The organism is Streptomyces sp. NPDC006925, assembly GCF_042869575.1.
Classification (GTDB): domain Bacteria; phylum Actinomycetota; class Actinomycetes; order Streptomycetales; family Streptomycetaceae; genus Streptomyces.
The window spans coordinates 45647-71552 of record NZ_JBIAGB010000012.1; the positions used below are offsets into that span (position 1 = coordinate 45647).

Here is a 25906-nt window from a genome sequence, read left to right on the forward strand (position 1 = left end):
CCCCGTAGAACACTTTCGCACCCGCCGTACCGGAGAACGGCTGCGGGGCCGTAGCCCGGCCCGGTGGATATTCGATGGTCGTCCACCCGGCCCGTGGACTAGGCTCGCTGGCTTCGTCCACGCGCGGTGTTCGCACGGCAGTGCTATGGAAGAGACGGTGGAGGGGCCAGAAAGGATGCATCTGCTCCGTCTCCATTTCGCCGTGGCCCTGAGCGGCTTCCGTCGCCATGCCACCTACCGCGTCGCCACGGCGGCCGGAGTCTTCACCAACACCGTCTTCGGTTTCATTCTCGCCTATACGTTCCTGGCCCTGTGGCACGAGCGTCCCCACCTCGGCGGATACGACCAGAGCCAGGCGCTGACCTTCGTCTGGACCGGGCAGGCGCTGCTGGCCGCCGCGGCGCTGATGGGTGGCGGTTTCCAGGACGAGTTCCAGGAGCGGATCAGGAACGGCGACGTCGCCATCGACCTCTACCGGCCGGTCGACCTGCAGACCTGGTGGCTCGCCGCCGACCTGGGGCGGGCCCTCTTCCAGCTGCTCGGCCGCGGCGTGCTGCCGCTGGCGCTCGGCTCCCTCGTCTTCGACCTGGCGCTGCCCGCCTCGCCGGGGACCTGGCTGTGCTTCCTGGCCGCGGTGCTGCTGGCGATCGTGGTCAGCTTCGCGGTCCGCTACCTGTTCGCGCTGTGCGGGTTCTGGCTGCTGGACGCGACCGGCCTCGGCGCGCTGTCCGGGCTGCTGAGCGTCTTCTTCTCCGGGATGCTGCTGCCGCTGTCCGTCTTCCCGGGCGGCTTCGGCGACGCGGCGCGGCTGCTGCCGTGGGCCGCGATGCTCCAGGTGCCCGCCGACGTGCTGCTGGGCACCCACCCCGGCGGCGCGGCGGCCGGGCTCGCCTTCCAGGCCGGATGGGCGGTGGTGCTGCTGGCCGCGGGACGCCTCCTGCAGGCCCTCGCGACCCGCAAGGTGGTGGTCCAGGGTGGCTGAGGCCGACCGGCGACCGCGCTTCGCCGGGGCCGGCGGCGGGGCGCTCGGCGCCGCGCTGGGCCGCGGGGCCTGGGCGGTGCGGGCCTACTGCTTCATCGCCGCGATGTGGGTGCGCTCGACGATGGCGTACCGCACCTCGTTCGCGATCATGCTGGCGGCCAACTTCGCCACGACCGCTCTCGACTTCGCCGCCATCATGATCATGTTCGGCCAGGTGGACGCGCTGGGCGGCTTCACGCTGCCCGAGGTCGCCTTCCTCTACGGCACCTCCGCCGTCGCCTTCGGCCTGTCGGACCTGCTGCTGGGTTCGGCGGAGCGGGTCGGGCGCCGGGTCCGCGACGGCACCATGGACGTCCTGCTGACCCGCCCGGTGCCCGTCCTCAGCCAGCTCGCCGCCGACCGGTTCGCGCTGCGCCGGCTGGGCCGGATCATCCAGGGCTCCCTGGTGCTGGGCTGGGCGATCTCCCGGCTGGAGCTGGAGTGGACCGCGGGCAGGATCGCGCTGCTGGTCTCCATGGTGCTGTGCGGGACCGTGATCTTCGGCTGCGTGTTCGTCGTCGGCGGCGCCTTCCAGTTCTGGGCGCAGGACGCCTCCGAGGTGCAGAACGCCTTCACCTACGGCGGTACGACGCTGCTCCAGTACCCGCCCACCGTCTTCGGCAGGGAACTGGTGCGCGGCGTGACGTTCGTGGTGCCGCTGGCCTTCGTCAACTGGCTGCCGGCGCTGCGGGTGCTGGGCCGGGACGATCCCCTGGGCCTGCCGGACGGGCTCGACCTGGCCGCCCCCGCCGTCGCGTTCCTGTGCTGCGCCGTGGCGGGCGCGGCGTGGCGGGCGGGGCTGCGTTCCTACCGCAGCACGGGAAGCTGACCGGGCTCCGGGGCTCCGGGGCTCCGGGGCCCCGGAGCCCCGGAACTCTGAAGATCAGGAAGGACGCGAGAGCAGTGAGCGATACGGGAGCCGCGAACGGCACGGGTGGCGTGGCGGCCGCGGACGGGGCGCGCGGTGCGGACGCCGGATTCATCGACGTACGGGACCTGACCAAGACCTTCACGGTGCGCCGCCGCAGCGGCCTGCTGCGCCGCACGGCCACCTCGGTACGGGCCGTGGACGGCATCTCCTTCGCACTCCGCCGCGGTGAGATGGTCGGCTTCATCGGACCCAACGGCGCCGGCAAGTCGACCACCATCAAGATGCTCACCGGCATCCTCACCCCCTCCACCGGCAGGCTGCGGGTCGCCGGGGTGGACCCGTGGCAGGAGCGCACCCGGCTGGTGCGGCGCATCGGCGTCGTCTTCGGGCAGCGCACCACACTCTGGTGGGACCTGCCGCTGCGCGACTCCTACACGCTGGTCCGCCGGATGTACCGGATCCCGCGCGCCCGCTTCGAGGAGAACCTGGCGCGCTGCGTGGAACTCCTGGAACTGGGCGACCTGCTGGACGTGCCGGTCCGGCAGCTCTCGCTGGGGCAGCGGATGCGCGGCGACATCACCGCGGCCCTGCTGCACGACCCCGACGTGCTCTACCTGGACGAGCCCACGATCGGCCTGGACATCGTCAGCAAGGCGCGGGTGCGCCGGTTTCTGACCTCGCTCAACGCGGAACTGGGGACCACCGTGCTGCTGACCACGCACGACCTGAGCGACATCGAGCACCTGTGCGAGCGGGTCGTGGTCATCGACCAGGGCCGACTGCTGTACGACGGCTCGCTCGGCGGCCTCCAGGAAGCCGGCCGCGGCGAGCGCACCCTGGTCGTCGACCTGGAGTACGAGATGCCGCCGATAGCGGGGTTGGAGGGAGCCCGCACCGTCCGCACCGAGGGCCCGCGCCAGTGGCTGGCCTTTCCCGCCGCCGCCAGCGCCGCGCCGCTGGTCTCCAAGCTCGCGGCGGAGTACCCGCTGGTCGACCTCTCGCTCCGCGAACCGGCCATCGAGGACGTGATCGCGCGGATGTACGCGGGCTGACCCGGCTTCCTGGAGGCGGGCCGCCGCCCGCCGGCCCTCACAGCGTGGCGGGCCGCGCCCCCTTCAGGCTCTGCAGGTCCATCGCCTGGGCCATGGCCTGGTACCCGTTGTCGCTCGGGTGCAGATGGTCGCCCGAGTCGTACGCCGCGCGCAGCCGCTCGGGGTGGGCCGGGTCGCGCAGGGCCGCGTCGAAGTCGACCACGGCGTCGAACACCTTCCCCTTCCGGATCTCGGCGTTGACGCCCTGCCGCACGGCCTCCATGCGCGGGTTGTAGCCCCGGTGCCCGCCGAAGGGGGTGAGCGTGGCGCCGACGACCCGCAGCCCGCGGGTGTGCGCCTGCCGCACCAGGTCCCGCAGCCCGTTCACGATCCGCTGCGGATCGCGCTGCCGCGGCGGCTTGATGATGTCGTTGAGCCCCATCTCGACGACGACGACCTTCAGGCCGGTACGGGAGAGCACGTCGCGGCTCATCCGGGTCAGCCCGCTCGGGCCGTTGTTGGGCGAGTACTTGCTGCCGTCGACCAGCACCCGGTTCCCGCTGATACCCGCGTTCAGGACACTCAGCCGGGGCGCTTCGCGCTCCGTGCGCAGCCGCTCGGCCAGAAAGTCGGTCCAGCGCCGGTTGGCACCGGGGCTGGAGGTGATGCCGTCGGTGATCGAGTCGCCCAGCACCGCGACGGCGCCCTGCGTCTCGGAGCTCCACACGTCCACCCCGGTGAGGTAACGCCAGTACGGGCTCTGCTGGTTGAAGGCGGTGCCCGAGGTGTCCTCGGCCCGGTCGCCCGTGGCCACATAGCTGGTCTGCCGTGCGTAGGGGTGGTAGGTGACCGGCCCGGAGGGGGTGGGCGAGTAGGTGGTGACCAGCAGGTCCGCCGCGTGCGGCACGTTCAGCCGCACCGCGTCGCTGGTGACCTCGCCGCCGGCCGGGATGGTGACCGAGGTCTTGTTGCCGAACCGGAGCCGGCGCATGCTGCCCGCCGCTGCCGTGGGGTTGCTGGGGGCCGCGGCCAGCGCGACGCTCGCGTGCGTGATGGTCAGCGGCCGGTTGCCGAACAGGTTGGAGAGCCGCACCCGGGCCCCCGTGCCGCCCACGGAGGTGTGCACGACGTTGCGGATCGACATGTGCGCGAAGCCGTCCCGGCTGCGCGGTTCGGCCGCGGCGGGCGCCGCCGACCAGGTGCCGACCCAGTTCCCGGAGGAGGCGGGTGCGGCCGAGTTGCGTGCCCGCGGCGAGTCCTCGCCCCGTCCGCTGTCCCGGTTGCCGGCGCCGATGAATATCGCGGTCGAGACGAGGACCACGAGCGCCGCCAGTCCGGCGAGCAGGGCATAGCCCATGTTCCTGGTCACGCGCGCTCGTTCTCCTCGGGCTGCACGGAGCCCGCGGCTCCGGTCGGTCGGCGGTGCCATGATCCCACGATCGGGGTGCGGCGCCCTGTCGGGGGCCGTACGCCGGACGGGCCCTCGACGGGCCGACTCCCCCCGGCACCACCTTGCTGGTTCCTGATGTTCTTCACTGCCGCCCACACAGACGCGGCAGAGCCTCGCTCCGTTCCACGCGCGGCCGGGGGAGGGAGAATGTCCTTCCTGTACCGGGTGGTGACCCGGTGCGCGGACGGTAGCGAGGGTTCCCCGGTGTCCCGCCGGTATGCGGGGCGTGGCCAGGGACGATCCAGGGGGAGGGCGGAGCGGATGGAGCGGGCGACCGAGGGCGAGCACCCCGATCAGGAGGAGACCCGCGTGAGAGCGATCACACGCGGCCGGCCCGCCGCGCGCAGCGCCTCGGGAACCGGAGAGCCGGCGTTGGACCACTCGGGTGGCGCTGCGGGCGCTTCGGGCGCTTCGGGCGCTGCAGGTGCGCCGGGACCGCGGGGGCCGGGCGGGGCCGGGGGGCTCACCCCGGCCGACGAGGAGCGCCGCCGCGGGGTGCGGCGGATGAAGACCACCGCCACCGGGGCGCTGCTGCTGATGGCCGCGGTCTTCGCCGCGGCCACCTGGGCGGAGCACGCCGGCGCCGGACCCTGGAGCGGCTATGTCGCGGCGGCCGCCGAGGCCGGGATGGTGGGTGCGCTCGCCGACTGGTTCGCGGTCACGGCGCTCTTCCGGCATCCGATGGGGCTGCCCATCCCGCACACCGCGATCATTCCGACCAAGAAGGACCAACTCGGCCGCAGCCTCGGCGACTTCGTGGGGGAGAACTTCCTCTCCGCCGACGTGGTGCGCGAGCGGCTGCACGCGGTCGGGATCAGCGGCCGGTTCGGTGCCTGGCTGGCCCGCCCCGAGCACGCCGACCGGGTGACGGCCGAGCTGGCCACCGCGCTGCGCGGGGCGCTCACCGTGCTGCGGGACGCGGACGTCCAGGCCGTCGTCAGCGAGGCGATCACCCGCCGCGCCACCGCCAAGGAGGTGGCGCCGGGGCTCGGCGCGATGCTGGAGCGGATCGTCGCGGACGGCGGTCACCGCCGCGTGGTCGACCTGGTGTGCACCCGGGCCGCCGAGTGGCTGCACGAGCACGGCGACTCCGTGATGGGTGCGGTCGCGGGAGGTGCACCGGGCTGGACGCCGAAGTTCGTGGACCGGCGGGTCGGTGAGCGGGTCTACCGCGAACTGCTGCGCTTCGTCACGGAGATGCGGGACATGCCCGACCACCCGGCGCGGGGCGCTGTCGACCGTTTCCTGCGGGACTTCGCCACCGACCTGCAGACCGACCCGGACACCCGGGCCCGGGTGGAGCGGCTAAAGAACGAGACGCTGGCCCGTGCCGAGGTGCAGGACCTGATCGCCTCGGTGTGGGGTGCCGTGCGGGCGATGCTGGTGGCCGCCGCCGAGGACGAGCGCAGCGAGCTGCGCGTCCGGGCCCGGGCGGCCCTGCTGTCGCTGGGCGGCCGGCTGGCGGCCGACGACCGGCTGCGGTCGAAGGTGGACGGCTGGATCGAGGGCGCCGCCGCGCATCTGGTGACCACCTACCGGGGCGAGATCACCTCGCTGATCTCGGAGACGGTCGCGAGCTGGGACGCCGAGCACACCTCACGGAAGATCGAGGCCCACATCGGCCGGGACCTGCAGTTCATCCGGATCAACGGCACGGTGGTCGGCTCGCTGGCCGGGCTGGCCATCCACACGGTGGCCCGGCTGGCGGGGGCGTAGGGGCGCCCGCTCTCCGGGGCGCGTCGTCCGTGCGGCGCGGAACGCGGGCCGGCGAGGCATCGCAATGCCGAAATACCGGATTCGGTGCCGCGAAACGCCAGACTACTTCCGCATTACGGATGCTACGGTCCAGTATGTGAACTCTCTCTTGTGGTTCTGAACGCCCTCCTGGACGATCTGCTGATTCGCCTGGGAGGGAGAGCGACGTGAAACTGCTCCGCGTCGGACCTGCGGGAGCCGAGCGCCCCGCGCTGCTGGACGAGGACGGAACCCTGCGCGACCTGTCGGGGGTCGTCCCCGACATCGACCCCGAACTGCTCGCGGACCCCGCCGCGCTCGACCGGGTGCGCGCGGCGGCTGCCGCCGGGAAGCTGCCCGGAGCGGCGGCGGACACCGGGTCCGAGGGGCCGCGCATCGGGCCGCCGCTGGCCCGTATCGGCAAGATCGTGTGCATCGGGCTGAACTTCCACGACCATGCGCGGGAGACCGGCGCCCCGGTGCCCGAGGAGCCCATCGTCTTCATGAAGGCGCCCGACACGGTCGTCGGCCCGCACGACCCCGTGCTGATCCCGCGCGGCAGCCGGAAGACCGACTGGGAGGTCGAACTGGCCGTCGTCGTCGGCCGCACCGCACGCTATCTGGAATCCGACCAGGAGGCGCTGGCCTGCGTCGCCGGGTACACGGTCGGCAACGACGTGTCCGAACGCGCCTTCCAGCTCGAACGGGGCGGGCAGTGGGACAAGGGCAAGAACTGCGAGACGTTCAACCCACTGGGCCCCTGGCTGGTCACGGCCGACGAGGTACCTGACCCGCAGGCGCTGGCGATGCGCCTGTGGGTGAACGGCACGCTGCGCCAGGACGGCAGCACCGCCGACCAGATCTTCCCGGTCGCCGAAGTGCTGCGCCACCTCAGCCACTTCATGACCCTGCACCCCGGCGACATCGTCTCCACCGGCACCCCGGCGGGCGTCGCGATGGGGATGCCGGAGCCCAAGCCCTACCTGCGCGACGGCGACGTCGTCGAACTGGAGATCGCGGGCCTGGGCCGGCAGCGCCAGGTCATGGTGTCGGCCTAGCCGTTAGCCGTGCCGCGCCCGGGGCGGCCCCGAGCCCCGGGGCCGCCCCGGGCGCCCGGATCGTGCGACCGCCCGGACCCTCCGGCCGGGACCGTCCGCAGCGCCCGGTCCGCGGCCGAGTCACGACCCGAACGCGACCTCATGCAGGGCCAGTTGCGTGCGACCATACCCACGTCCGGAACGCAGGGCACGGGGGACGGGGACGGGGGCGGGACAGTGACAGAGCCGTTCGGGATGGGTGTGTTCGCGCTCAGTGGTGAGCTGCGCCGACTCGGGCCCTACCGACTGCTGGGCCAGTTGGCCACCGGCGGCATGGGGGTGATCTACCTCGGCCGGCACCCCGACACGGGCCGGATCGTCGCCGTCAAGACACTGCTGGCCCCGGGCGGGGTGAGCGAGGAGGCCCGCAAGCGCTTCGGCCGGGAGACCAGGCTGGCCCGCCGGGTGCGGAGCACGTACACCGCCCGGGTGCACGACTCCGACGTCGAGGCCGAGCGGCCCTGGATGGCCATGGAGTACGTGCCGGCGCCCTCGCTCGAGGCACTCGTGGTGCAGAAGGGGCCCCTCGGGGACGAGGAGGCGGTGCGCCGGATCGCCCCCGGCATCCTGCGGGCGCTCGCGGAGCTGCACAGCAAGGGCATCGTGCACCGGGACGTGAAGCCGCTCAACATCCTGCTGACCGCGAAGGGGCCGAGGGTCATCGACTTCGGCATCTCGCACGCCGGCGACCTCACCAGCACCCGGCTCACTCTCGGCACCATCGCCTTCGCCGCGCCGGAACAGGCCGACGGGCAGCCCAGCACGTTCGCCTCCGACATCTACGCGCTCGGCGTCACCCTCTACTACGTGGCCTGCGGACGGCTGCCGTACCCGGAGACCCAGGAGCCGCTGCAGCAGCTCAACCACGTACGGCGGGCGGCCATCGACCTGGACGGCCTGCCCGCGGGCCTCGCCGGGGTGGTCGGCGACTGCCTCGCGGTGCGGCCCGAGGACCGGCCGACGGCCGAGCAGCTCATCCGGCGCTTCGCCCGGAGAGGCTCCCGCGCCCTGCCGAGCGGCTGGACCGCACTGATCGACCAGTACGCCGAAGAAGGCAGCCGCCTCCAGCGAGCCGCCGACCAGGCGGAGGCGGAGACCGTCACCCGCAGTTGGACCTCGGACGTGCCGGGGCACACCAGGCGCGTGACCGGGGAAGGGCGGTCCGGGGGCCGGCGGCAGGCGGCAGGCGCGCGGGCGAACGGGCCGGGGAACAGCCGGCCGCCCACTCCCGGGCGCAGCCAGAGCCCGGGCACCGCCCCGAGGAGGGACCCGGGCCCGGGCGGGTCGACGCCGGGCCGCACCCTGGGGGGCATCGCCCTCGCCATCGGCGCCGTGGTCCTCGCGGCAGTGCTGCTGTCCGGCAAGGACGGGCCGTCCGACGATGCGGACCAGCTCTCCGACGCGAGGCCCACCACTTCCGCGAGTCGGCTGCTGACCGACCACGACTCGACGCCGGGCCGCCTCACCTCGGGGACAACCGGTGGCACGGACCCGGCCGACACCAGGCCGACCCGCACGCCGACCTACACCAGGCCGACCGACGACGACCCGCCGGAGACCGAAGCCGCCTCCCGTCCGACGTACAACGCTCCGGCCCCCGCACCCGAGCGGACCTCCGCCCCGCCCCGGAACTACTACGGGGCCATCGCAGTGGGGCATGACGGCAGCAACGGCAGGTCCTGGGACCACAGTTCCCGCAGCGCTGCCGAGCGGGGCGCGATGTCCCACTGCTCCGGCCCCGGCTGCAAGGTCCTCGTCTCCTTCGCCAACGGCTGCGGCGCCGTCGCCTACAACCCGAACAACCACCGCTACTGGGGCGGCCACGGCCGGACGCGGGCCGCGGCCGAGCAGGCGGCGCAGGGACGCGCGGGCGGCGGCCGCACGATCGCCTGGGCGTGCACCCGGCGATGACGAACCGGGCGGCACAGCAGCTCCGCACGCCGCCCACGGGGGAAGCCCCGACGGCACGTCCGGCTCGCGGGTCGCTGCCTAGCCGCCCCGCGCGAAGGAGCGCGCGGTCTCCAGCACCTGGAGGGCCGCGGCCGCCTCGTGGGCGGTCACCGGCGCCGGAGTGCCCTCGCGCAGCGCACCGGCGACCGCGTCGTAGAAGGCCGGGTAGTCGCCGTCCAGCGTCGGCACGGTGCGCAGGGCGCCGGGCGGGTCCTGCGCACCCAGCGTGCCCCAGGCGCCCTCCGGCTCCACCCCCCACGGCGTCCCCTCGACCGGGCGCGCGCCCCCGCGCAGCGCGCTCTCCTGCGGGTCGAGTCCGTACTTCACATACGCGGCGCTGCTGCCCAGCACCCGGAAGCGCGGCCCGAGCTGGGCCGCTGTGGCGCTCATCCACAGGTGGGAGCGGACGCCGCTCTCGTGGGTGATGGCGATGAAGGTGTCGTCGTCCGCCGCGGCGCCCGCCCGCCGCACGTCCGACTCCGCGTAGACGGAGGCGGCCGGGCCGAAGAGGGTCAGCGCCTGGTCGACGACGTGGCTGCCCAGGTCGTAGAGCAGCCCGCCCACCTCCTCCGGATCGCCCGACTCGCGCCAGCCGCCCTTGAGCCGGGGCCGCCAGCGCTCGAACCGCGACTCGAAGCGGAACACCTCGCCCAGCGCGTCCTCGGCCAGCAGCGAGCGCAGGGTGAGGAAGTCGTTGTCCCAGCGGCGGTTCTGGAACGGCGCCAGCAGCAGCCCACGGGACTCGGCCTTCGCCGCCAGCTCGCGGGCCTCGGCAACGGTGGGCGCCAGCGGCTTGTCCACCACGGCCGGCAGTCCCGCGTCCAGGGCGCGGTGCGTCAGCGGCACATGGGTGCGGTTGGGGGTGGCGACCACCACCAGGTCGAGCCGGTCCGCGTCCGCGAACAGCTCGTCCGCCGAGGCGACCGTCCGCACCTCGTCGCCCGGAGCGCCCGCCTCCCGGGCGCGCTTGCGGCGCTCCGGGTCGGAGGTGACGACGGTGTCCAGCACGAGCCCCGGCGTGGTGGCGATCAGCGGGGCGTGAAAGACCGATCCGGCCAGCCCGAATCCGAGCAGTCCGACGCGGAGCGGCGTGGCGGTGGTGTCCATGCGGTTCATGCCCCCACCCTCGCAAAGCCCGCGGCCCGGAGCACGCACCCGGCTGCCCGCTTCCGCCGCCCGCAGGGGCTCTCCGGTGCTCTCCGGCACCGGAGCGACTGCGCCCCGGCTGACCTGCACCGGCCGCTGCCGCTACGCTGAGCGCGGCGGCCGGTTCCGTGCCCCGGCGTACGCGGGCACGCTCCTCCGCCGGCCGGACCACCACGACCTGGCAGGAGTCCATCCGTGGCAGAGCGCAAGCCCATCGAGTCCTGGCTCACCGACATGGACGGTGTGCTGATGCACGAGGGAATCCCCGTCCCCGGCGCCGACTCGTTCATCAAGCGGCTCAAGGAGTCGGGGCGGCCGTTCCTGGTGCTCACCAACAACTCGATGTACACCCCCCGGGACCTCCACGCCCGGCTGGCCCGCATCGGGCTGACCGTCCCGACGGAGAACATCTGGACCTCCGCGCTGGCCACCGCGCAGTTCCTGGACGACCAGCGCCCCGGAGGCACCGCCTATGTCATAGGGGAGGCCGGGCTGACGACGGCCCTGCACGACATCGGCTACGTCCTCTCCGACGCCGACCCGGACTACGTCGTCCTCGGCGAGACCCGCACCTACAGCTTCGAGGCGCTGACCCGGGCCATCCGGCTGATCAACGACGGCGCCCGCTTCATCGCCACCAACCCCGACGAGACCGGCCCCTCCGCCGAGGGAGCGCTGCCCGCCACCGGGTCGGTCGCCGCCCTGATCACCAAGGCCACCGGCCAGCACCCGTACTTCGTCGGCAAGCCCAATCCGCTGATGATGCGTGCCGGTCTCAACGCGATCGGCGCCCACTCCGAGACCAGCGCCATGATCGGCGACCGGATGGACACCGACGTCCGGGCCGGGATGGAGGCCGGGCTGGAGACCTTCCTGGTGCTGACCGGGCTGACCCGGCCGGATGAGGTGGAGCGGTACCCCTACCGCCCCTCCAGGGTCGTCGACTCCATCGCGGACCTCGTCGACCGGGTCTGACCCGCTCCCGGTCCGCCGGCTGCCCCACGCACCGCCGCCGTGGGGCAGCCGCCTCCCGCCTGCGCGTACCGGTACGCGCAGGCGCCGGAGTACGGCCGTGCGCGGCGTCTTCTGTGACACGATGGGCCGATGCTGCGGCCGGTCTGCGGCCCGCCCCGCGGCGGCTCGCGGCTGTTCGGCGAGCCGGCCGCCGCCCGCAGTACAGCCGAGGGGGAGTGGATGTACGGCAGCGCCCGGAGTCGCGCGCCGCTCGCGCGCGCCCGGGGGGCCGCGGGGGGCACGCTGGCGGGAGCCCTGCTGCTGGCCGGCTGCTCCGCGCCGGACGCCCCGGACGGGGGCGGGCCCGAGGCGGGCTCCGAGGTGCGGCAGCGCCCCAGGTCCGTCGTCCCCTACTGGGTCGACCCCCGGGGGAACGCCGCACGGCAGGCCCGTAGCGACGCCGAGGACGGTGAATCCGCACGGGCCCGCGCGCTGCGGAAGATCGCCGGGCAGCCGGTGGCCGACTGGCTCGGGCCCGCCGACCCGCGCGGTCACGCGGCCCGCGTCACCGAGGCCGCCACCGCCGCGGACCGGGAGGCGCTGCTGGTCCTCTACAACGTGCCGCACCGCGACTGCGGGCAGTACAGCAAGGGCGGAGCCGAGAGCGCCGCGGCGTACCGCGGGTGGCTGGACGAGGTCGCGGAGGGCATCGGAAGCCGGGCCGCCACGGTGATCGTGGAACCGGACGCTCTCGCGCACACCGTCTCGGGCGCGTGCGCCGCGCCGAAGCTGCGCGCGGAGCGCTACCGGCTGCTGGCCGACGCCGTCACCCGGCTCAAGCGGCTGCCCCGCACGACGGTCTACCTGGACGCCGGCAATCCGGACTGGGTCCGCGACCCGGGCGCGCTGGCCGAGCCGCTCGCCCGCGCCGGGATCGAGAAGGCCGACGGCTTCGCGCTGAACGTCTCCAACTTCCAGACCACCGCCTCCAACATCGCCCACGGCAAGCGGCTGTCGGCGAAGGTCGGGGGCAAACACTTCGTCGTCGACACCAGCCGGAACGGCAACGGGCCGCTGCGCGGCGGCGAGGAGAGCTGGTGCAACCCGCCCGGACGGGCCCTGGGCGAACCGCCCACCACCAGGACGGGGCACGACCTGGTGGACGCCTACCTGTGGATCAAGCGCCCGGGGGAGTCGGACGGCGAGTGCCGCGGCGGCCCGAAGGCCGGTACCTGGTGGCCGGAGTACGCCCTGGAGCTGGCCCGCAACACCGACGAGCAGAACGGGCACCGGTCGTAGTCGGTCGGCCGACCGGCCGACCGGCGCGGCTCCGCGCTCCCGAGGGCGTGCCGCGGGGGCGCGGAGCCGGCCGGACGGCAGGGGCCTACTCCGGATCGCCCGTGGTCACCGTGGTGTGCGCGGCGTCCGGGTCGATGCCTACCTTCACCCACTGGGCCTTGGAGGGCACGCCGTCCGCATCCACCCCGAAGACCATCCACCAGCCGGGGGTGACCAGGGAGGGGTCGTCCGGGATGGTCGTGGTCACCGTTCCGTCCCGGGACGTGTTCATCTTCAGGGCCACCGACGACTGCTCCACGTTCGTCACGTGGGTGAACGAACCGGGCCGGACCATCCGCAGCCGCTTGAAGGACGCCGCGTCCTTGCTGCGGAAGGAGACGCGGTCACCCGGCGCGAGGTTCTCGGCGGCGTCCGCGTCGGCCGTGCGCAACTGCGGCTGCTTCTTGTCCTGATGGAGATAGGGCGGGGTGTAGATCTCGATGCGCTGGTCGAACTCACCCGGCTTGGTGTTGGCCTTGTCCGCGTACAGCGAGTCCGAGCCGAAGGTCATCACCCGGCCGTCCGGCAGCAGCAGCCCGCCCGAGTGGTAGTTGCGGCCGACCAGCGGGGCGGCGGCCTCCTTGAACTTGTTGGTTTTCGGGCTGTAGATCGCGGCCTTCAGCACGTTGCTGTCGCTCTTGCCCCGATAGCGGCCCGATCCGTTGGTGGTCAGCACGGTGTCGTCCGGCAGGATCACGCTGCTGGGGTAGCGGACCTTGTCGTAGAGGTCGGGCCCGTCGCGGAACCGCGGGGTGTCGGAGGAGAGGTCCACGATGCGTGTCTTGTCCGTCGTCTTGTCCGACTCGCCGACGCCGCCCCCGCCCTCGACGATGAACTTCCGCGACTGGGTGGGAGGCAGCGGCACGGACATCGCCGTCTCCAGCACGTCCGGGTCGCTCATACCGGGGATCTCGGTGAACTTGTTGGTCTCCAGGTTCCAGATGCCGGGTGTGCGGCCCTTGTCGGCCGGGCCGTATCCGGCGGTGGTGCCGCTGAAGAAGACCCGGTTCTGGCCGACCAGGTGCAGCCCCGGGTAGGTGGGGAAGAACCGCGTCTTGGGCAGGTAGTGCCACTTCTTCGTCTTCGGGTCGAAGATCTCGTTCTTGCCGGGGACGACCTGGCCGATGTCGTCCAGCCCGGAGACGGTCAGCACCCTGCCGTCCTGGAGCGTGAGCTGGGTGGGGTACCAGCGGGCCTCGTTCATCGGGTCGACCGTGATGTAGCGCTCGGCCACCGGGTCGAACTCGTAGGCGTCCTTGATGCCCTGGAAGTCCTTCTTGTCGAAGGACATCTTCTGGGCCACACCGTAGACGTTCCGCTTCCAGTCCCCCTCCAGGCCGTGCACCCGGTACTGGTCCTCGGTGCCCGTCTGGTACTTCCGGCCCTTCTTCGCCGCCTCGGCGTAGACCCGGGTGACACTGTGGACGGTCTCGACCTCGCCGGTCTCCGGGTCCTTCCGCTTCTTGGCCCGCGGCAGGAGCACGGTGTGCTGGGCGACGAAGGTCTTGCCGCTCTTCCGCCCCGTGAAGCGGGTGCCCTTCTTGATCGTCTTACCCCGGTCGGGGTTCTCGTTGTAGAGGAACATCAGCCCCCCGGCCTTCTCCACATCGCCCTCGAGCGTCTCGTACCGCTGAGTGCCGCCCGCGACCAGCAGCTTGCCGTCGGGGAGCTGGTTGTGCCCCGAGCAGAACAGGTCGTTGGGGGTGGGGATGTTCTTGAAGGTGTTGCGCACCGGGTCCCACAGGACCGTGCGGAAGCTCTTGGCCTTGAAGTTCTTCGCGTCGTTGCCCGAGCCCGCCACCAGCAGCACCTTGCCGGTGTGCAGCAGGGCCGCGTGGATGGTGTTGATCCGGAACTTCTCGGGGATGTCGACGATCTGCCAGTGGCCCTTCGCGGCCTTGTACTCGGGCTGGTTGATCTCGTAGTCGTGGTACTTGGCCGAGGCGAAGCTGTACAGCGCCGGGCCGTTGAACCCGGCGACGAGCAGCACGACCGCCGTGCCGATGGCTATGCGCCGGGCCCGCCGCTTCCCGGCGCTCGCGGCGCGGCGGCGGCTCCGTCGGTTCGTCATCGTTCCTGTCCCCCAAACGCGGTGTGGTGCGGATGCTGGTCGTGGGCGGGCGTGGGCCAGGGCGCGGACGCGGACGCGGGCGCGGACGCGGGCGCGGCCAAAGGTGCCGCCGCGGTCCGGGTTCCGGAGGCGTGCCGGCGGGCCCTGCGCGCCCTGCGGCGTTTCTCGGTGCGGACGGTCGCTCGCCAGCCCACGATCGGTGCCGCCGTGATCAGCAGCGCGAGCGCGGCCCAGGTGAGCATGGCCGGGTGGTCGTGCCCCAGGAAGAGGGAGCCGACGAGGGAGCCTCCGAAGACGGCGATGAAGAACAGGTGCACCCGGAACGTGCCGAACAGCGTGTCGGGGCTGGCCGAGTCGCCCTTCGGCGTGACCACGAACTTGCTCTTGCGGCGCAGCACCGTGTCGAAGAGGGAGCGTGCGTAGATCGGCGCGGACAGCGCGGACATCAGCATCCCGGCCAGTCCGCCGGAGCCCTCCGGCTCGTGCGGGGAGACGTTGTGCCGCCGGTTCCAGATGTAGAGCCCGATCTGCAGCGCGGTGGCGTTGCCGTACAGCGCCATCCAGATGGCCGGGTCGATCTGCACACCGGAGGCGCCCAGGCCGAGGAAGAGCGCGCAGGAGAGCGCGGCGAGGATCCAGTTCAGCGCCGAGGCCGGGTAGAAGAGCATCAGCAGCGTGTAGTTGAACATCTTGCCCGGCGGCATGCTGCCCAGGCCGCGCCAGTACTGCTTGAGGATCGTCTCGTAGGTGCCGCGGGACCAGCGGAGCTGCTGGGTGAAGAAGTCCGTCCAGGCGTTGGGGCCCTCGCCGACGGCGAGCACGTCGGGGGTGTAGACGGAGCGCCAGGTGTTGCCGGTGGCCGGGTTGCGGTGGCGGTGCATCTCGAAGCCGGTGGCCATGTCCTCCGTGATGGAGTCGTACAGCCCCCCGATGGCCTTCAGCGCCGTGATGCGGACGGCGTTGCTGGTACCGACGAACATCGGCGCCCGGTAGCGGTTCCCGGCGCGCTGGATGAGGGCGTGGAAGAGGAACTGCTGGCTCTCGGCGGCCTTGGTGACGAAGTTGTCGTAGTTGCCGTAGACCTGCGGGCCGATGACGAAGCCGACGTCCGGGTCGCGGAAGTAGCCCAGCATCCGCTCCAGGTAGTTGGGCAGCGGTACGTGATCGGTGTCGACCCCGGCGAAGAAGTCGTAGTCGTCGCCGTGCGCGTCGAGCCAGGCGTTGTAGTTGCCGTGCTTGGTCTTGGCACGGAAGGCACCCTTGGCGGTGTTCCACCGCGGGGTGCCCTTGCGGGAGAAGTGATGCACTCCCAGCCGGCGGCAGACCTCCTTGACCTCGGGGTCGTCGCCCTCGTCGAGCAGCCAGACGTGCATGGTGCCCCGGTGCCGCACCCGCATGGCCGCCTCCAGGGTCCTGGTGACCATCCCGATCGGCTCCTTGCCGGGGACGAACGAGGTGAGGAAGGCGACGCGGGTACCGGCCTCGGGCACCACGGGTATCGGGTCCCGGGCCACCAGGGTGGCGTGCGCGTTGGAGAGGACGTTGAGGGTGCGGAACAGCTCGATCAGCCCGATCGAGACGAGCATGACCACGTCGAGTTTGAGGACGAGATCGGAGACCTCACCCGGGTCGCGGCGGGTCCAGTGATCCGGCTGCATCAGCCAGACCAGGAGCGCGGCCGACAGCAGCGGAGCCAGGCACAGCAGGAACCCGGCGCGGAACCGGTGCGGTTCGTCGGCCAGCAGGCTGCGGTACCGCACCCGGTGGGGCGCGGCCGGGTCCGGTTGCCGCAGCGGGCCCGCAAGCCGGCTGTAGTGCTCGTAGTCGTAGCGGGGCGCGGCACGCTCCCAGGGGTGCGGGGAGGGCCGGCGCGCGCGGGTCCGGGACGGTGCGGGCGCGTGCTGCGCCGCGGCGTCCCCCGCCCGGGCGGCCGGCCGGGGTATGCGCAGTTGCGCCGTGCGCGTCGGATCCTGGTCGTCGTGCTCCGGCGGCTGCGGATGCCGGGCGCCCTCGGGTGGCGTGGTCATGTGTCGTTCCCCCGCACGCCCCGGCAGGAGCGTGCTCTCGTGCCGATGCCGCGCCCTGGCCCCCGCCCCGCGGCGCGCGGTGTCGCTCGGTCTCCGTGTCCCCGTGTCCCCGTGCACGGTACGGACCGCTCGGTGAACGCACGTCAGGTTCTACAACTCGGCACACGAACGCAAGGGCGGCACGGGCGGTTTCGTGCCGTTGGGGTGTTATGGGGCCACCAGATGTGACGGAAGCGTCATCGATCCGTGGTCATCGCGGGGAGGCGGCGCCGGGCAGGGCGCGTGCGGCGAAGGCGACCGCGTGCGGGCCCGGGCGGCCGTCGGTGGCGAACGCCAGCAGCCGCTCCCCCTCTTCGGTCAGTGCCTGCTCCGCCTCCTCGTCCAGTTGCTCGAACGGGGTGAGCGTGAGGGTGGCGGCCTTGCGTGAGGTGTCGGCCTTCCACATGCCCCGCACCCGGCCGTCCACCAGGAAGGTGCCGGGCACCTGCCCGTTCCGGCCGGCCAGGGTGCGGCGGACGGGTTCGTCCAGCAGCCGGGAGCGGTCGGCGTGCGAGAGGACGATGTTGTCGTACTCGGCCAGGAAGCGGACCGGCAGCGGCAGTTCGGGGTCGGGTCGCGGCGCGTCGGGCAGGTCGTACAACTCCCGGCCCGCCTCGTCCCGGAAGACCCGCAGCTGCGGCCGCAGCCGCTCCAGCACCTCACCGAGCCGGGTCAGTCCGGACCAGGTCTGCGCGTCCCGTGCGGAGGCCGGGCCGAAGGCGCCGAGGTAGCGCAGCACCATCGCCTCCACACTGGGTTCGGCGGCCGGCGACCGCCCCAGCCACCGCTCGACGGTGTCCAGCACCGGCTGCCCGGTGCGCCCCCACAGTCCGCGCGGCGGCAACTGCACCAGTGGCAGCAGATAGCGGGCCGTCATCCACAGCGGGCGGGCCTCCAGATGGGGCCACCGCTCCTGGAGCCGGGCGCCCAGCTCGCTGCCGGTCAGCGGGTGCTCGGCGAGCAGTTCCCGGGCGGCCTCCGCCACCCGCCAGGGGTCCTCGCCGCCGAGCTGCTTGGCGAGATTCGTGCGTACCGCGCTCTCGTGCAGCGGCTGGGTGAGCGCCCGCAACTCCAGCGCGTCGCGGTCGCTGACCAGGTGGACGGTGCCGCGCATGGTGCTCAGCCGGACCAGCCCGCGGCCCTCCAGTTGCAGCGACAGCTCCTGCGGGTCGAAGTCCACCAGCCTGCTCCACAGCGCGAAGTACGGCGGTCTGGGCGCCTGGGCCTGGATGCCGACCAGGTGCTCGACGGCGTCGCGCACCGGCATCCGGGCGCGTTCGACCAGGAGTTGGCGGGCGAGGAGGGCGCGGCTCAGGGCCGGCCGCGTCAGGAGAGCGGGCATGGCGTCGAGTCTCGCCGATGGCGCGGCGCCGCGCCATGCGGTCCGGGGTGCGGCGCGCCCGGAAGCCCAACACGGGGGAAGGGGCCGGGTCATGCGGTATGGATGGAGACAACTGCTCAAGAAAGCACCCATAGGGGAATGAGTCCATGTACAGTGCCACTCCCGGCGCCGGGGGCCGCAGCGCCCTCTCTCCCGGCACGTTCGTGCTCGTGCTGGGCGTCCTCCTGGTCCAACTGGGCTTCCTCGTCTCCTACATCGGTGCCTTCCACCACCCCCGGCCGCAGGGCATCCCGGTCGCCGTCGTCGCGCCCGTGCAGGCCGCCGAACGGCTCGACCGGCTCCCCGGGGACCCGCTGTCCGTCACCGCCGTCGAGGACGAGCGCGCCGCCCGCGCACGCATCCTGGACCGGAAGGCGGAGGGCGCCTACCTGATGGACCCGCGCGCAGGCGCGGACACCCTGCTGGTGGCCTCCGGCGCGGGCGGCCCGCAGGCCCAGGCGCTGCGCCGGGTCGGCGAGCGGGTGGCCGACGAGCAGGGCCGGCGGCTGAAGGTGGTGGACATCGCGCCGTCCGGGCCGCAGGACTACGAGAGCCTGACCGCGTTCTATCTGATCGTCGGCTGGCTCGTCGGGGGCTATCTGCTGGCCTCGCTGATGGGGGTGGCGGCCGGTACCCGCCCCGCGCGGCCCGGGCTGGGCGCGCTGCGGCTGGCCGGTACGGCGGTGTACGCCGTCCTCTCCGGACTCGGCGGCGCGATCGTCGTCGACCCGGTGCTGCATGCGCTGCCGGGGCACTTCGTGGCGCTGTGGTGGGTCGGTGCGCTGCTGGTCTTCGGCACGGCGGCGTGCACCCTGGCGCTGGAGGCGTTCCTGGGGGTGGTCGGTATCGGCGTCGCGGTGCTCGTCTTCGTCGTGCTCGGCAACCCGAGCGCCGGCGGCGCCTTCCAGCGGCATCTGATCCCGCCCTTCTGGCGGGCCGTCGGCGAGTGGATCCCGACCGGCGCCGGGACGAGTGCGGTACGCGGCATCGTGTACTTCTCCGGCCACGCGCTCGGCACTCCGCTGCTGGTCATGGCGGTCTGGGCGGTGGCGGGCGCGGCGTTGCTGATGGCGGGATCGGTGCGGCGCCGGGAGCCGGGCCTGACCCTCCCGCTCTGACGCCGGGCCCGGGGCCGCGCGCGGCCGCCGCCGCCGGGAGCTGGTCATCAGCACCCTTGGAGAAGGGGTAGTATTTCCTCTGTCGGCCGGAAACGGCGACGGGCGCCGCTAGCTCAGTTGGTTAGAGCAGCTGACTCTTAATCAGCGGGTCCGGGGTTCGAGTCCCTGGCGGCGCACAAATTCGGCTGCGGATCCTCGACTGTCGGGGAGCCGCAGCCTTTTTGTGCGTCCGGACGGTGGCAGGGCGCGTCGGTCCGGGCGGTGTCCGGGACGGGTCAGATCGCCAGCGACAGCATCACCGGCGCGGCCCGCTGGCTCAGCATCTCGGCGGCTCTGCGCAGCCGGTGCGCCTGGGCGACCGGCAGGGAGAGCGCCAGACAGCTCACCGCGGAGCCCGCCGTCACGGGTACCGCGGCGCAGACCGTGCCGACGGCGTACTCCTGGAGGTCCAGCACCGGGACGGTCGACGGCTGCCGGTCGAGTGCGGTCAGCAGCAGCCGCTCGTCGGTGATCGTCCGCGAGGTGAGCCGCGGGGTCCGGTGGCGGGAGAGGTGGTCCAGCCGGCGATCGTGGTCGAGCTGGCTGAGCAGGCACTTGCCGAGCGCGGTCGCGTGCGCGGCCGAGCGGAAGTCCACCCACTGGTTGACCGCCGGGGTGGTGGGACCGTCGGCGACCTGGGCGCTCTCCAGCTCCCCGTCCCGGTAGCGGCCGAAGTAGACGGCGGCGCCGACGGTGTCCCGCAACTCGTCCAGGGTGCTCTGGAGCCGCGCCCGCAGCGCTTGGCTCCGGTCCAGGCCGGAGCTCAGCAGCATCAGCGCCTCGCCGACGACGTAGGAGCCGTCCTCCAGCCGGGACAGATAGCCCTCGCGGCACAGCATCCGCAGCAGCCGGTCGAGCCGGTCGGCGGGCAGCTCGGCGCGGCGGGCGATCACGTCCTCGGTGACACCGTTCCGGTGTCGGGAGACGGTCTCCAGCACCCGCAGGGCGTGCTGTACCGAGCCGAGGGGTGTGACCGGCTCCCGTCCCGACTCCTCGGGCGGGCCTCCGGGTGGTTGGAGCAGTGACACGGTGTCCCCCTGGAGGTTGTGACCGTTTGTACCGTTACCACTTCGTGTGGTCACGGCTTCATATCCCACGATAGCGGCCAACGTGGCACCGGTACGGGTGCGTTGCCGTGATCGGCATATGCCGCACGGCTGGATGCGCCCCCTCTGTGCGCCCCCGTACGCGCCCCCGCGCTGTGCCCCTGGCGGCGCAGCCGGCGGCCTCGTGGCGTCCTGTTCCCCGGACCGCTCCGCGGCCCGCGGGTGCGCCACGCAGCCGAGCCCGCGCCGCAGTCGGCGCGGGCTCGGTCAGAACGGCGGGTGCTCCGTGCGGAGCGGAGCACCGGTGCGCTCACAGCACGGCGCTGAGGAACTCCCTCGTGCGCTCGTGCTCGGGATCGGTGAAGATCTTCTCCGGCGCACCGGACTCGATGACCCGGCCCGCGTCGAACATCAGCACGTCGTCGGAGATGTCACGCGCGAAGTTCATCTCGTGCGTGACGCAGAGCATGGTGATGTCGGTGGAGTGGGCGATGTCCCGCAGCACGTCCAGCACCCCGGCCACCAGCTCCGGGTCGAGGGCCGAGGTGACCTCGTCCAGCAGCAGCACCTGCGGGCGCATCGCCAGCGCGCGGGCGATCGCCACCCGCTGCTGCTGACCGCCGGAGAGCTGGCTGGGGTACTTGTCGATGTGGTCGGTCAGACCGACCATCTCCAGCAGCTCGCGGGCGCGCTGCTCGGCCTCGTCCTTGCCCAGTCCCAGCACGTGCACCGGGGCCTCGGTGATGTTCCGCAGCACCTTCATGTTGGGGAAGAGGTTGAACTGCTGGAAGACCATGCCGATGTTCTTGCGGACCTCCCGCGAGTGCTTCTCGCCCGCAGGCACCAGCTTGCCGTTCCGCTCCTCGTGCGAGAGGTACTCGCCCGCCACCTTGATGGTGCCCTCGTCCGGCTTCACCAGGGTCATCAGCAGCCGCAGGATCGTGGTCTTGCCCGAGCCGGAGGGGCCGATGAGGGTGACGTGCTTGCCGGGCGACACGTCGAAGCAGAGGTTGTCCAGCACCACGTTGCTGCCGTAGCGCTTGGTGACGTTGTCGAACTTGATCAGCTCACTGCCCTCGGCAGCGGGGTTCGTACCGCCGTTCGCGGCCGTGCTCGGGTTCTTCTCAGCGGACAAGGCGACGCTCCAGGGCTCTCGTAAGCAGGGATGCCGGGTAGGCGATGACGATGAAGGCGATACCGACCACGGTGATCGGCTCGGTCGGCAGGAAGGTGACGGAGGTGAACTGCCGTGCCTGGCCGAGCATTTCGAGCGCGCCGATCACCGCGATCATCGGCGAGTCCTTCAGCATCGCGATCACGTAGTTGCCCAGCGCGGGCACCACGCGGCGGATCGCCTGCGGCAGGATGACGGCGCTCCAGGTGCGGCCGCGCGGCATGCTCAGCGCCGTGCACGCCTCCCACTGGCCCACCGGGACGCCGTCGATGCCGGCCCGGTAGACCTCGGCGGTGTAGGTCGAGTAGTGCAGCCCGAGGCCGACGATGCCGGTGGTGAGGGCGGAGAGCGTGAGCCCCCACTCCGGCAGTACGTAGAACAGGAAGAACAGCTGCACCAGCAGCGGGGTGTTGCGGATGAACTCGGTGACGACCATCACCGGCCAGCGCACCGCCTTCAGCGGGGAGCGCTGGGCCATCGCCCAGACGAGCCCGAGGGCGAAGGCTATGAGCGAACCGAGCACCAGCGCCTGGAGCGTGACGAGCACGCCGTCCCAGAAGCGCGGCATGAAGTCGCCGACAGCAGACCAGTCCCACTTCATCGGGCACCTCCGGCGCTCTCGGACAGGTCGCTCGAGGGCGCGTCCGCCTGCCGGGGAACGGTGAGCTTGTGCAGCACTCCTTGGCCCTTCTCCGGGGCCTGGCCGATGCCCGCCTTCGCCTTCCGCTCCACCGCGCGCATCACGCGGGTCAGCAGGAAGGCCAGGATGAAGTACATGACCAGGATGATCGTGTAGACCGGGGCGCTCTCGCCGAGTGCGTTGCGCACCAGTGCGGCCCCGAAGGTGATGTCACCGACACCCAGCACGGACACCAGCGCGGTGCCCTTGAGCAGCTCGATCAGCAGGTTGTTGGCGGGCGGGACCATCTCGGGCCACGCCTGCGGAAGCTGGATCTTCACCAGCCGCTGCCAGGGCGAGAAGCTCAGCGCGATCCCGGCCTCCTGCTGGGCCGGTGCCACCGCGGCGAGTGCGCCGCGCACGATCTCCGAGCCGTAGGCCCCGTACGAGAGGCCGAGTGCGAGCACGGCCGCCCACATCGGCACCAGCTGCCAGCCGAAGGCGACCGGCAGCACGAAGAACATCCAGAACATCAGTACCAGGGCGGAGGTGCCCCGGAAGATCTCCATGTAGAGGCCGGAGAGGAACCGGACGATCCACAGCCGGTTGGTCCTGGCCACGCCGACCGTGAAGGCGACGAACGCGCCCAGCGCCGCGCTGAAGACGGTGAGCTGGACGGTGACCCAGACGCCCTTGAGGAGCAGCTCCCACAGCCCTGCGGTGAGGTCCGTCATGCGCAGCGCTCCTTCGCGGTCATCTCGGTCATCTCTTCCTTGATGAAGCCGAAGCCCTTCATGATCCGGAAGAGCTCGCCGCTCTCCTTCATCTTGTGCAGCTCGCGGTTGAAGGCGTCCCGCAGCTTCGTCTCGACCGAGCGGAACGCGAACGCGCCGGTGCCCAGGTCGGGCTTTCCGTCCAGCTTCGGAGTGAAGGCCGCGGTGAACTCGGCCTTCTTGCTCTTGGTCTGCCTGACCACATTCCGCACGGTGACCGCCGTACCGGTGAATACATCGGCCCGTCCCTGTTCCACGGCAAGAAGTCCGGCGAGCTGGTCCGGAAGCAGCAGAATTTCCGACTCCTTGATGCCGACCTCCGCCGCGTAGCCGATTTCGGCATAGCCGGTTCCGGTCGCCAACTTCGCGCCGCTCTTCTTGACGTCCTCGTAGTTGTGCAGGTTCTTCGGGTTCCCCTTGCGCACGATGAACGCGTCCCGCATCTCGTACTCGGGGTCGGCGAACAGGACCTGTTTGCATCGTTCGGGCGTTATGTACATACCGGCTGCGACCACGTCGAACTGCTGCGAGTTGAGACCCGGGATCAGCGAGTTGAACTCGGTCGGGAAGGGCTGGACCTTCGGGACGCCCAGCCGCTTGAAGATGGTCCTGGCGATCTCGGGCGAGGTGCCCGTCAACTCGCCGTCCTTGTCGATGTAGCTGTAGGGCTGTTCGCCGGCGAGGCCCAGTTTCACCGTTCCCTGGGCCTTCAGCCGCTCCAGAAGATCTCCCCCGTCCTCGGCGTCCGCGCTGGACACCCGACTGCATGCGGTCGTTGCGCCGAGCGCGCTGACCGCACCCAAGGACGCTGCCCCGCCGAGCAGCGACCGACGGCTCAAACGTCTCCCGGCACCTGCCGTGTTGTTCCTCTGTGGTGGAGCCATGGGCGCGCGCATACCCAGCCAGGCTGAAGATATGCGGATAATTTCAAGCCGTTATGGGGTCGCGCTGAAGCTGGTGTCTGAGTCACCATTGGCAGGTAAATGACCACCCTTGTGCGGAGGCACGATGGCTGAGCGCTTCATTGAAGTGTCGTTGGACAAGCGGGGAGTGAGCTGCACGGCAAAGCTGCTCGACGACCGCGCGCCCATCACTTGCGCGGCGGTGTGGGACGCGCTGCCGTTGGGCGGCGACGTATACCACGCGAAGTACGCGCGCAACGAGATCTACGCCCTTATTCCCCCGTTCGCCCCCCAGGAGCCGCCGCTGGAGAATCCGACCATTACCCCCATCCCCGGTGACCTCTGCTATTTCACCTTCTCCAACACCCAGTTGGCGACCCCTGGATACGGGTACGAGGCCGCGGCGGAACAGCAGGGCACCGAGGCCGCACACGCCGGCCGGGCCACCGTCATCGACCTCGCGCTGTTCTACGAGCGCAACAATCTGCTGATCAACGGCGACGCCGGCTGGGTGCCCGGCATCGTCTGGGGCCAGATCGTCGAGGGCCTCGACGCCATGGCCGAGGCCTGCCAGGACCTCTGGCGCTCGGGCGCCGTCGGCGAGACCCTCAACTTCCGCCGAGCCTGAGGAACACACCCGTTGGGGGGGCGCAACCCCCCAACGGGACCAGCCGCGCTCAGCCCAGCACGGAGGGGACCCCGGCCGCGACCCCCGCCTCGTACAGGGCGTGCGAGGCACCCAGCACGAGCGCGTCGGAGTGCCGCGGGCCGACGAGTTGCACACCCACCGGCAGCCCTGCCCCGTCCGTCCCGCACGGCACCGAAGCGGCCGGCTGCTGCGTCATGTTGAACGGGTAGGAGAAGGGCGTCCACCCGGTCCACCGGGTCAGCGAGGAGCCGCGCGGCACCTCCACCCCCGCCTCGAACGCGGTGAGCGGCATGGTCGGCGTCACCAGCAGGTCGTACCGCTCGTGGAAGGCGCCCATCCGCCGGCCCAGATCCATCCGCTCGTCCACGGCGGCGAGGTACTCCAGCGCGCTGCGGGCGGCCCCGTCCGCGCAGATCTCCTGCAGACCCGGGTCCAGGCTCTCCCGCTGATCATGGCCGAATCCCTGGGTGACGCGTGCGGCACCGCTGAACCACAGCGTGTGGAAGGAGTCGACCGGGTCGGCGAAGCCGGGATCGGCCTCCTCCACCACCGCACCCAACTCCTCCAGCAGCGCCACCGCACTCCGAACCGCCGCGGCGACCTCCGGATCGACCTGCACCCGGCCGCCGAAGTCGGGCGAGAAGGCCACCCGCAGCCCGCGCACCCCCTCGGCGCCCGCGGCCAGCGCGCCGCGGAAGCTGTGCGGCACCGGGCCCAGATGCGACCAGTCCCGCGGATCCGGCGCGCTGATCACGTCCATCAGCAGTGCGGCGTCCTCCGCGTCCCGCGTCATCGGGCCCACGTGCGCGAGGGTCCCGAAGGCGCTCGCGGGGTAGATCGGTACCCGCCCGTAGGTGGGCTTCAGCGCGAAGATGCCGCAGAACGAGGCGGGGATCCGCACGGACCCGCCGCCGTCCGTACCCAGCGACAGCGGCCCGGCGCCCGTCGCGACGGCCGCCGCGCTGCCCCCGCTGGAGCCGCCCGCGGTGCGGTCGGGCGCGTACGGGTTGCCGGTCACCCCGTGCCGGGGGCTGTCGGTGACGCCCTTCCAGCCGAACTCGGGCGTCGTCGTCTTGCCCAGGAAGACGGCGCCGCTCTCCCGCAGCCGCGCCACCGACGGGGCGTCCTCGTCCCCGGGCCCGCCCTCGCCGGTGGCCCAGGAGCCCTTGAAGGTGGGTGCGCCGCGCTGGAGCAGGATGTCCTTCACCGTCACCGGCACCCCGTCCACCGGGCCGGCCGGCTCGCCGCGCTCCCAGCGCCCGGCGGACTGTTCGGCCTGCCGCAGCGCGGCCTCGCCGTCGATGCGGACGAACGCGTTGACGCGCTCCTGGGTCACCTCTGCGCGCTCCAGCGCCGCCCGGGTGACCTCCACGGGGGTGAAGTCCCCCGTTTCGTACCCCGCCACGAGCTGGGTCGCGGTCAGAGCGTTGAGATCGGACATGACGAAACCTCCCGAGAGACCGGGCGGCCCGCGCA

Annotated in this window: 21 protein-coding genes and 1 tRNA gene; 11 read left to right on the plus strand and 11 right to left on the minus strand. The window is 72.1% G+C overall.

The genetic code is table 11. The features are described from left to right. Nucleotides 1–175: 175 nt before the first annotated feature. From ACFYNS_RS17950 to ACFYNS_RS17960, 3 genes are all read left to right on the plus strand, one after another. Nucleotides 176–982 (plus strand): ABC-2 family transporter protein, encoded by an 807-nt coding sequence (locus ACFYNS_RS17950; protein WP_360300302.1) that lies wholly within the window; start codon nt 176–178, stop codon nt 980–982. A 103-nt stretch (nt 983–1085) separates the two neighbouring features. Beyond that, on the plus strand, nt 1086–1850 hold the full coding sequence (locus tag ACFYNS_RS17955; RefSeq protein WP_360300309.1) for an ABC transporter permease: 765 nt from the start codon (nt 1086–1088) through the stop codon (nt 1848–1850). A 110-nt stretch (nt 1851–1960) separates the two neighbouring features. Then, nucleotides 1961–2944, plus strand: a complete 984-nt coding sequence (locus ACFYNS_RS17960; protein WP_360300306.1) for an ATP-binding cassette domain-containing protein — start codon at nt 1961–1963, stop codon at nt 2942–2944. Between the two features lie 37 nt (nt 2945–2981). Here the strand turns inward: ACFYNS_RS17960 and ACFYNS_RS17965 are convergent, their stop codons facing one another. Then, the gene (locus ACFYNS_RS17965) at nt 2982–4280 is read right to left on the minus strand and encodes an SGNH/GDSL hydrolase family protein (protein WP_360300304.1); all 1299 of its coding nucleotides are present in this window, start codon (nt 4278–4280) and stop codon (nt 2982–2984) included. Nucleotides 4281–4634: 354 nt separating this feature from the next. Here ACFYNS_RS17965 and ACFYNS_RS17970 point away from each other — a divergent pair, with 354 nt between their 5' ends. From ACFYNS_RS17970 to ACFYNS_RS17980, 3 genes are all read left to right on the plus strand, one after another. Continuing rightward, a complete protein-coding gene (locus tag ACFYNS_RS17970) occupies nt 4635–6089 on the plus strand; it encodes a DUF445 domain-containing protein (protein ID WP_388603761.1) in 1455 nt (484 codons plus the stop codon). Nucleotides 6090–6295: 206 nt separating this feature from the next. Next, nucleotides 6296–7165 (plus strand): fumarylacetoacetate hydrolase family protein, encoded by an 870-nt coding sequence (locus ACFYNS_RS17975; protein WP_388603764.1) that lies wholly within the window; start codon nt 6296–6298, stop codon nt 7163–7165. A gap of 216 nt (nt 7166–7381) precedes the next feature. Next, nucleotides 7382–9115, plus strand: a complete 1734-nt coding sequence (locus tag ACFYNS_RS17980) for a protein kinase (protein ID WP_360300293.1) — start codon at nt 7382–7384, stop codon at nt 9113–9115. A gap of 78 nt (nt 9116–9193) precedes the next feature. Here ACFYNS_RS17980 and ACFYNS_RS17985 read toward each other — a convergent pair whose 3' ends face one another. Further along, on the minus strand, nt 9194–10270 hold the full coding sequence (locus ACFYNS_RS17985; RefSeq protein ID WP_360300290.1) for a Gfo/Idh/MocA family oxidoreductase: 1077 nt from the start codon (nt 10268–10270) through the stop codon (nt 9194–9196). A gap of 225 nt (nt 10271–10495) precedes the next feature. Here ACFYNS_RS17985 and ACFYNS_RS17990 point away from each other — a divergent pair, with 225 nt between their 5' ends. Together ACFYNS_RS17990 and ACFYNS_RS17995 are read left to right on the plus strand one after the other, a co-directional pair. Beyond that, nucleotides 10496–11275 (plus strand): HAD-IIA family hydrolase, encoded by a 780-nt coding sequence (locus ACFYNS_RS17990; RefSeq protein WP_360300287.1) that lies wholly within the window; start codon nt 10496–10498, stop codon nt 11273–11275. 219 nt (nt 11276–11494) lie between these two features. Continuing rightward, nucleotides 11495–12553: a glycoside hydrolase family 6 protein gene (locus ACFYNS_RS17995; protein WP_388603908.1), complete on the plus strand. Its 1059-nt coding sequence runs from the start codon at nt 11495–11497 to the stop codon at nt 12551–12553. A gap of 85 nt (nt 12554–12638) precedes the next feature. Here ACFYNS_RS17995 and ACFYNS_RS18000 read toward each other — a convergent pair whose 3' ends face one another. The 3 genes from ACFYNS_RS18000 to ACFYNS_RS18010 form a co-directional block, all read right to left on the minus strand. Continuing rightward, nucleotides 12639–14663 (minus strand): galactose oxidase-like domain-containing protein, encoded by a 2025-nt coding sequence (locus tag ACFYNS_RS18000; protein WP_388603768.1) that lies wholly within the window; start codon nt 14661–14663, stop codon nt 12639–12641. Beyond that, nucleotides 14660–16690, minus strand: a complete 2031-nt coding sequence (locus ACFYNS_RS18005; RefSeq protein ID WP_388603770.1) for a glycosyltransferase family 2 protein — start codon at nt 16688–16690, stop codon at nt 14660–14662. Before ACFYNS_RS18005 ends, ACFYNS_RS18000 begins: the two co-directional genes overlap by 4 nt. A gap of 250 nt (nt 16691–16940) precedes the next feature. Further along, nucleotides 16941–18071, minus strand: a complete 1131-nt coding sequence (locus ACFYNS_RS18010) for a winged helix DNA-binding domain-containing protein (RefSeq protein ID WP_388603773.1) — start codon at nt 18069–18071, stop codon at nt 16941–16943. A 146-nt stretch (nt 18072–18217) separates the two neighbouring features. Between ACFYNS_RS18010 and ACFYNS_RS18015 the strand changes: the two genes are divergently transcribed. Beyond that, complete coding sequence (locus tag ACFYNS_RS18015; protein ID WP_360296472.1) at nt 18218–19228, plus strand: DUF3533 domain-containing protein; 1011 nt, start codon at nt 18218–18220, stop codon at nt 19226–19228. 102 nt (nt 19229–19330) lie between these two features. Beyond that, nucleotides 19331–19404, plus strand: a tRNA-Lys gene (locus ACFYNS_RS18020). A gap of 99 nt (nt 19405–19503) precedes the next feature. On the opposite strand, the gene ACFYNS_RS18025 is transcribed toward ACFYNS_RS18020, so the two are convergent. The 5 genes from ACFYNS_RS18025 to ehuB all read right to left on the minus strand — a co-directional run bounded on the left by ACFYNS_RS18025 (nt 19504) and on the right by ehuB (nt 23763). Then, nucleotides 19504–20295 carry an IclR family transcriptional regulator gene (locus ACFYNS_RS18025; protein ID WP_388603775.1) on the minus strand — a complete coding sequence of 264 codons (792 nt, stop codon included), beginning with the start codon at nt 20293–20295 and terminating at the stop codon, nt 19504–19506. A 328-nt stretch (nt 20296–20623) separates the two neighbouring features. After that, complete coding sequence (gene ehuA, locus ACFYNS_RS18030) at nt 20624–21448, minus strand: ectoine/hydroxyectoine ABC transporter ATP-binding protein EhuA (RefSeq protein ID WP_360296475.1); 825 nt, start codon at nt 21446–21448, stop codon at nt 20624–20626. Next, nucleotides 21438–22088 (minus strand): ectoine/hydroxyectoine ABC transporter permease subunit EhuD, encoded by a 651-nt coding sequence (gene ehuD, locus ACFYNS_RS18035; protein ID WP_360296477.1) that lies wholly within the window; start codon nt 22086–22088, stop codon nt 21438–21440. Before ehuD ends, ehuA begins: the two co-directional genes overlap by 11 nt. Continuing rightward, nucleotides 22085–22840: an ectoine/hydroxyectoine ABC transporter permease subunit EhuC gene (ehuC, locus tag ACFYNS_RS18040; RefSeq protein ID WP_360296480.1), complete on the minus strand. Its 756-nt coding sequence runs from the start codon at nt 22838–22840 to the stop codon at nt 22085–22087. The genes ehuD and ehuC overlap by 4 nt, the downstream gene beginning before the upstream one ends. Beyond that, nucleotides 22837–23763, minus strand: coding sequence for an ectoine/hydroxyectoine ABC transporter substrate-binding protein EhuB (ehuB, locus tag ACFYNS_RS18045; protein ID WP_360296483.1), 927 nt, complete (start codon nt 23761–23763; stop codon nt 22837–22839). The genes ehuC and ehuB overlap by 4 nt, the downstream gene beginning before the upstream one ends. A 124-nt stretch (nt 23764–23887) precedes the next feature. Between ehuB and ACFYNS_RS18050 the strand changes: the two genes are divergently transcribed. Continuing rightward, nucleotides 23888–24409 carry a DUF3830 family protein gene (locus ACFYNS_RS18050; RefSeq protein ID WP_360296486.1) on the plus strand — a complete coding sequence of 174 codons (522 nt, stop codon included), beginning with the start codon at nt 23888–23890 and terminating at the stop codon, nt 24407–24409. 49 nt (nt 24410–24458) lie between these two features. Here the strand turns inward: ACFYNS_RS18050 and ACFYNS_RS18055 are convergent, their stop codons facing one another. Continuing rightward, the gene (locus ACFYNS_RS18055; protein WP_388603778.1) at nt 24459–25871 is read right to left on the minus strand and encodes an amidase; all 1413 of its coding nucleotides are present in this window, start codon (nt 25869–25871) and stop codon (nt 24459–24461) included. Nucleotides 25872–25906: the final 35 nt, after the last annotated feature.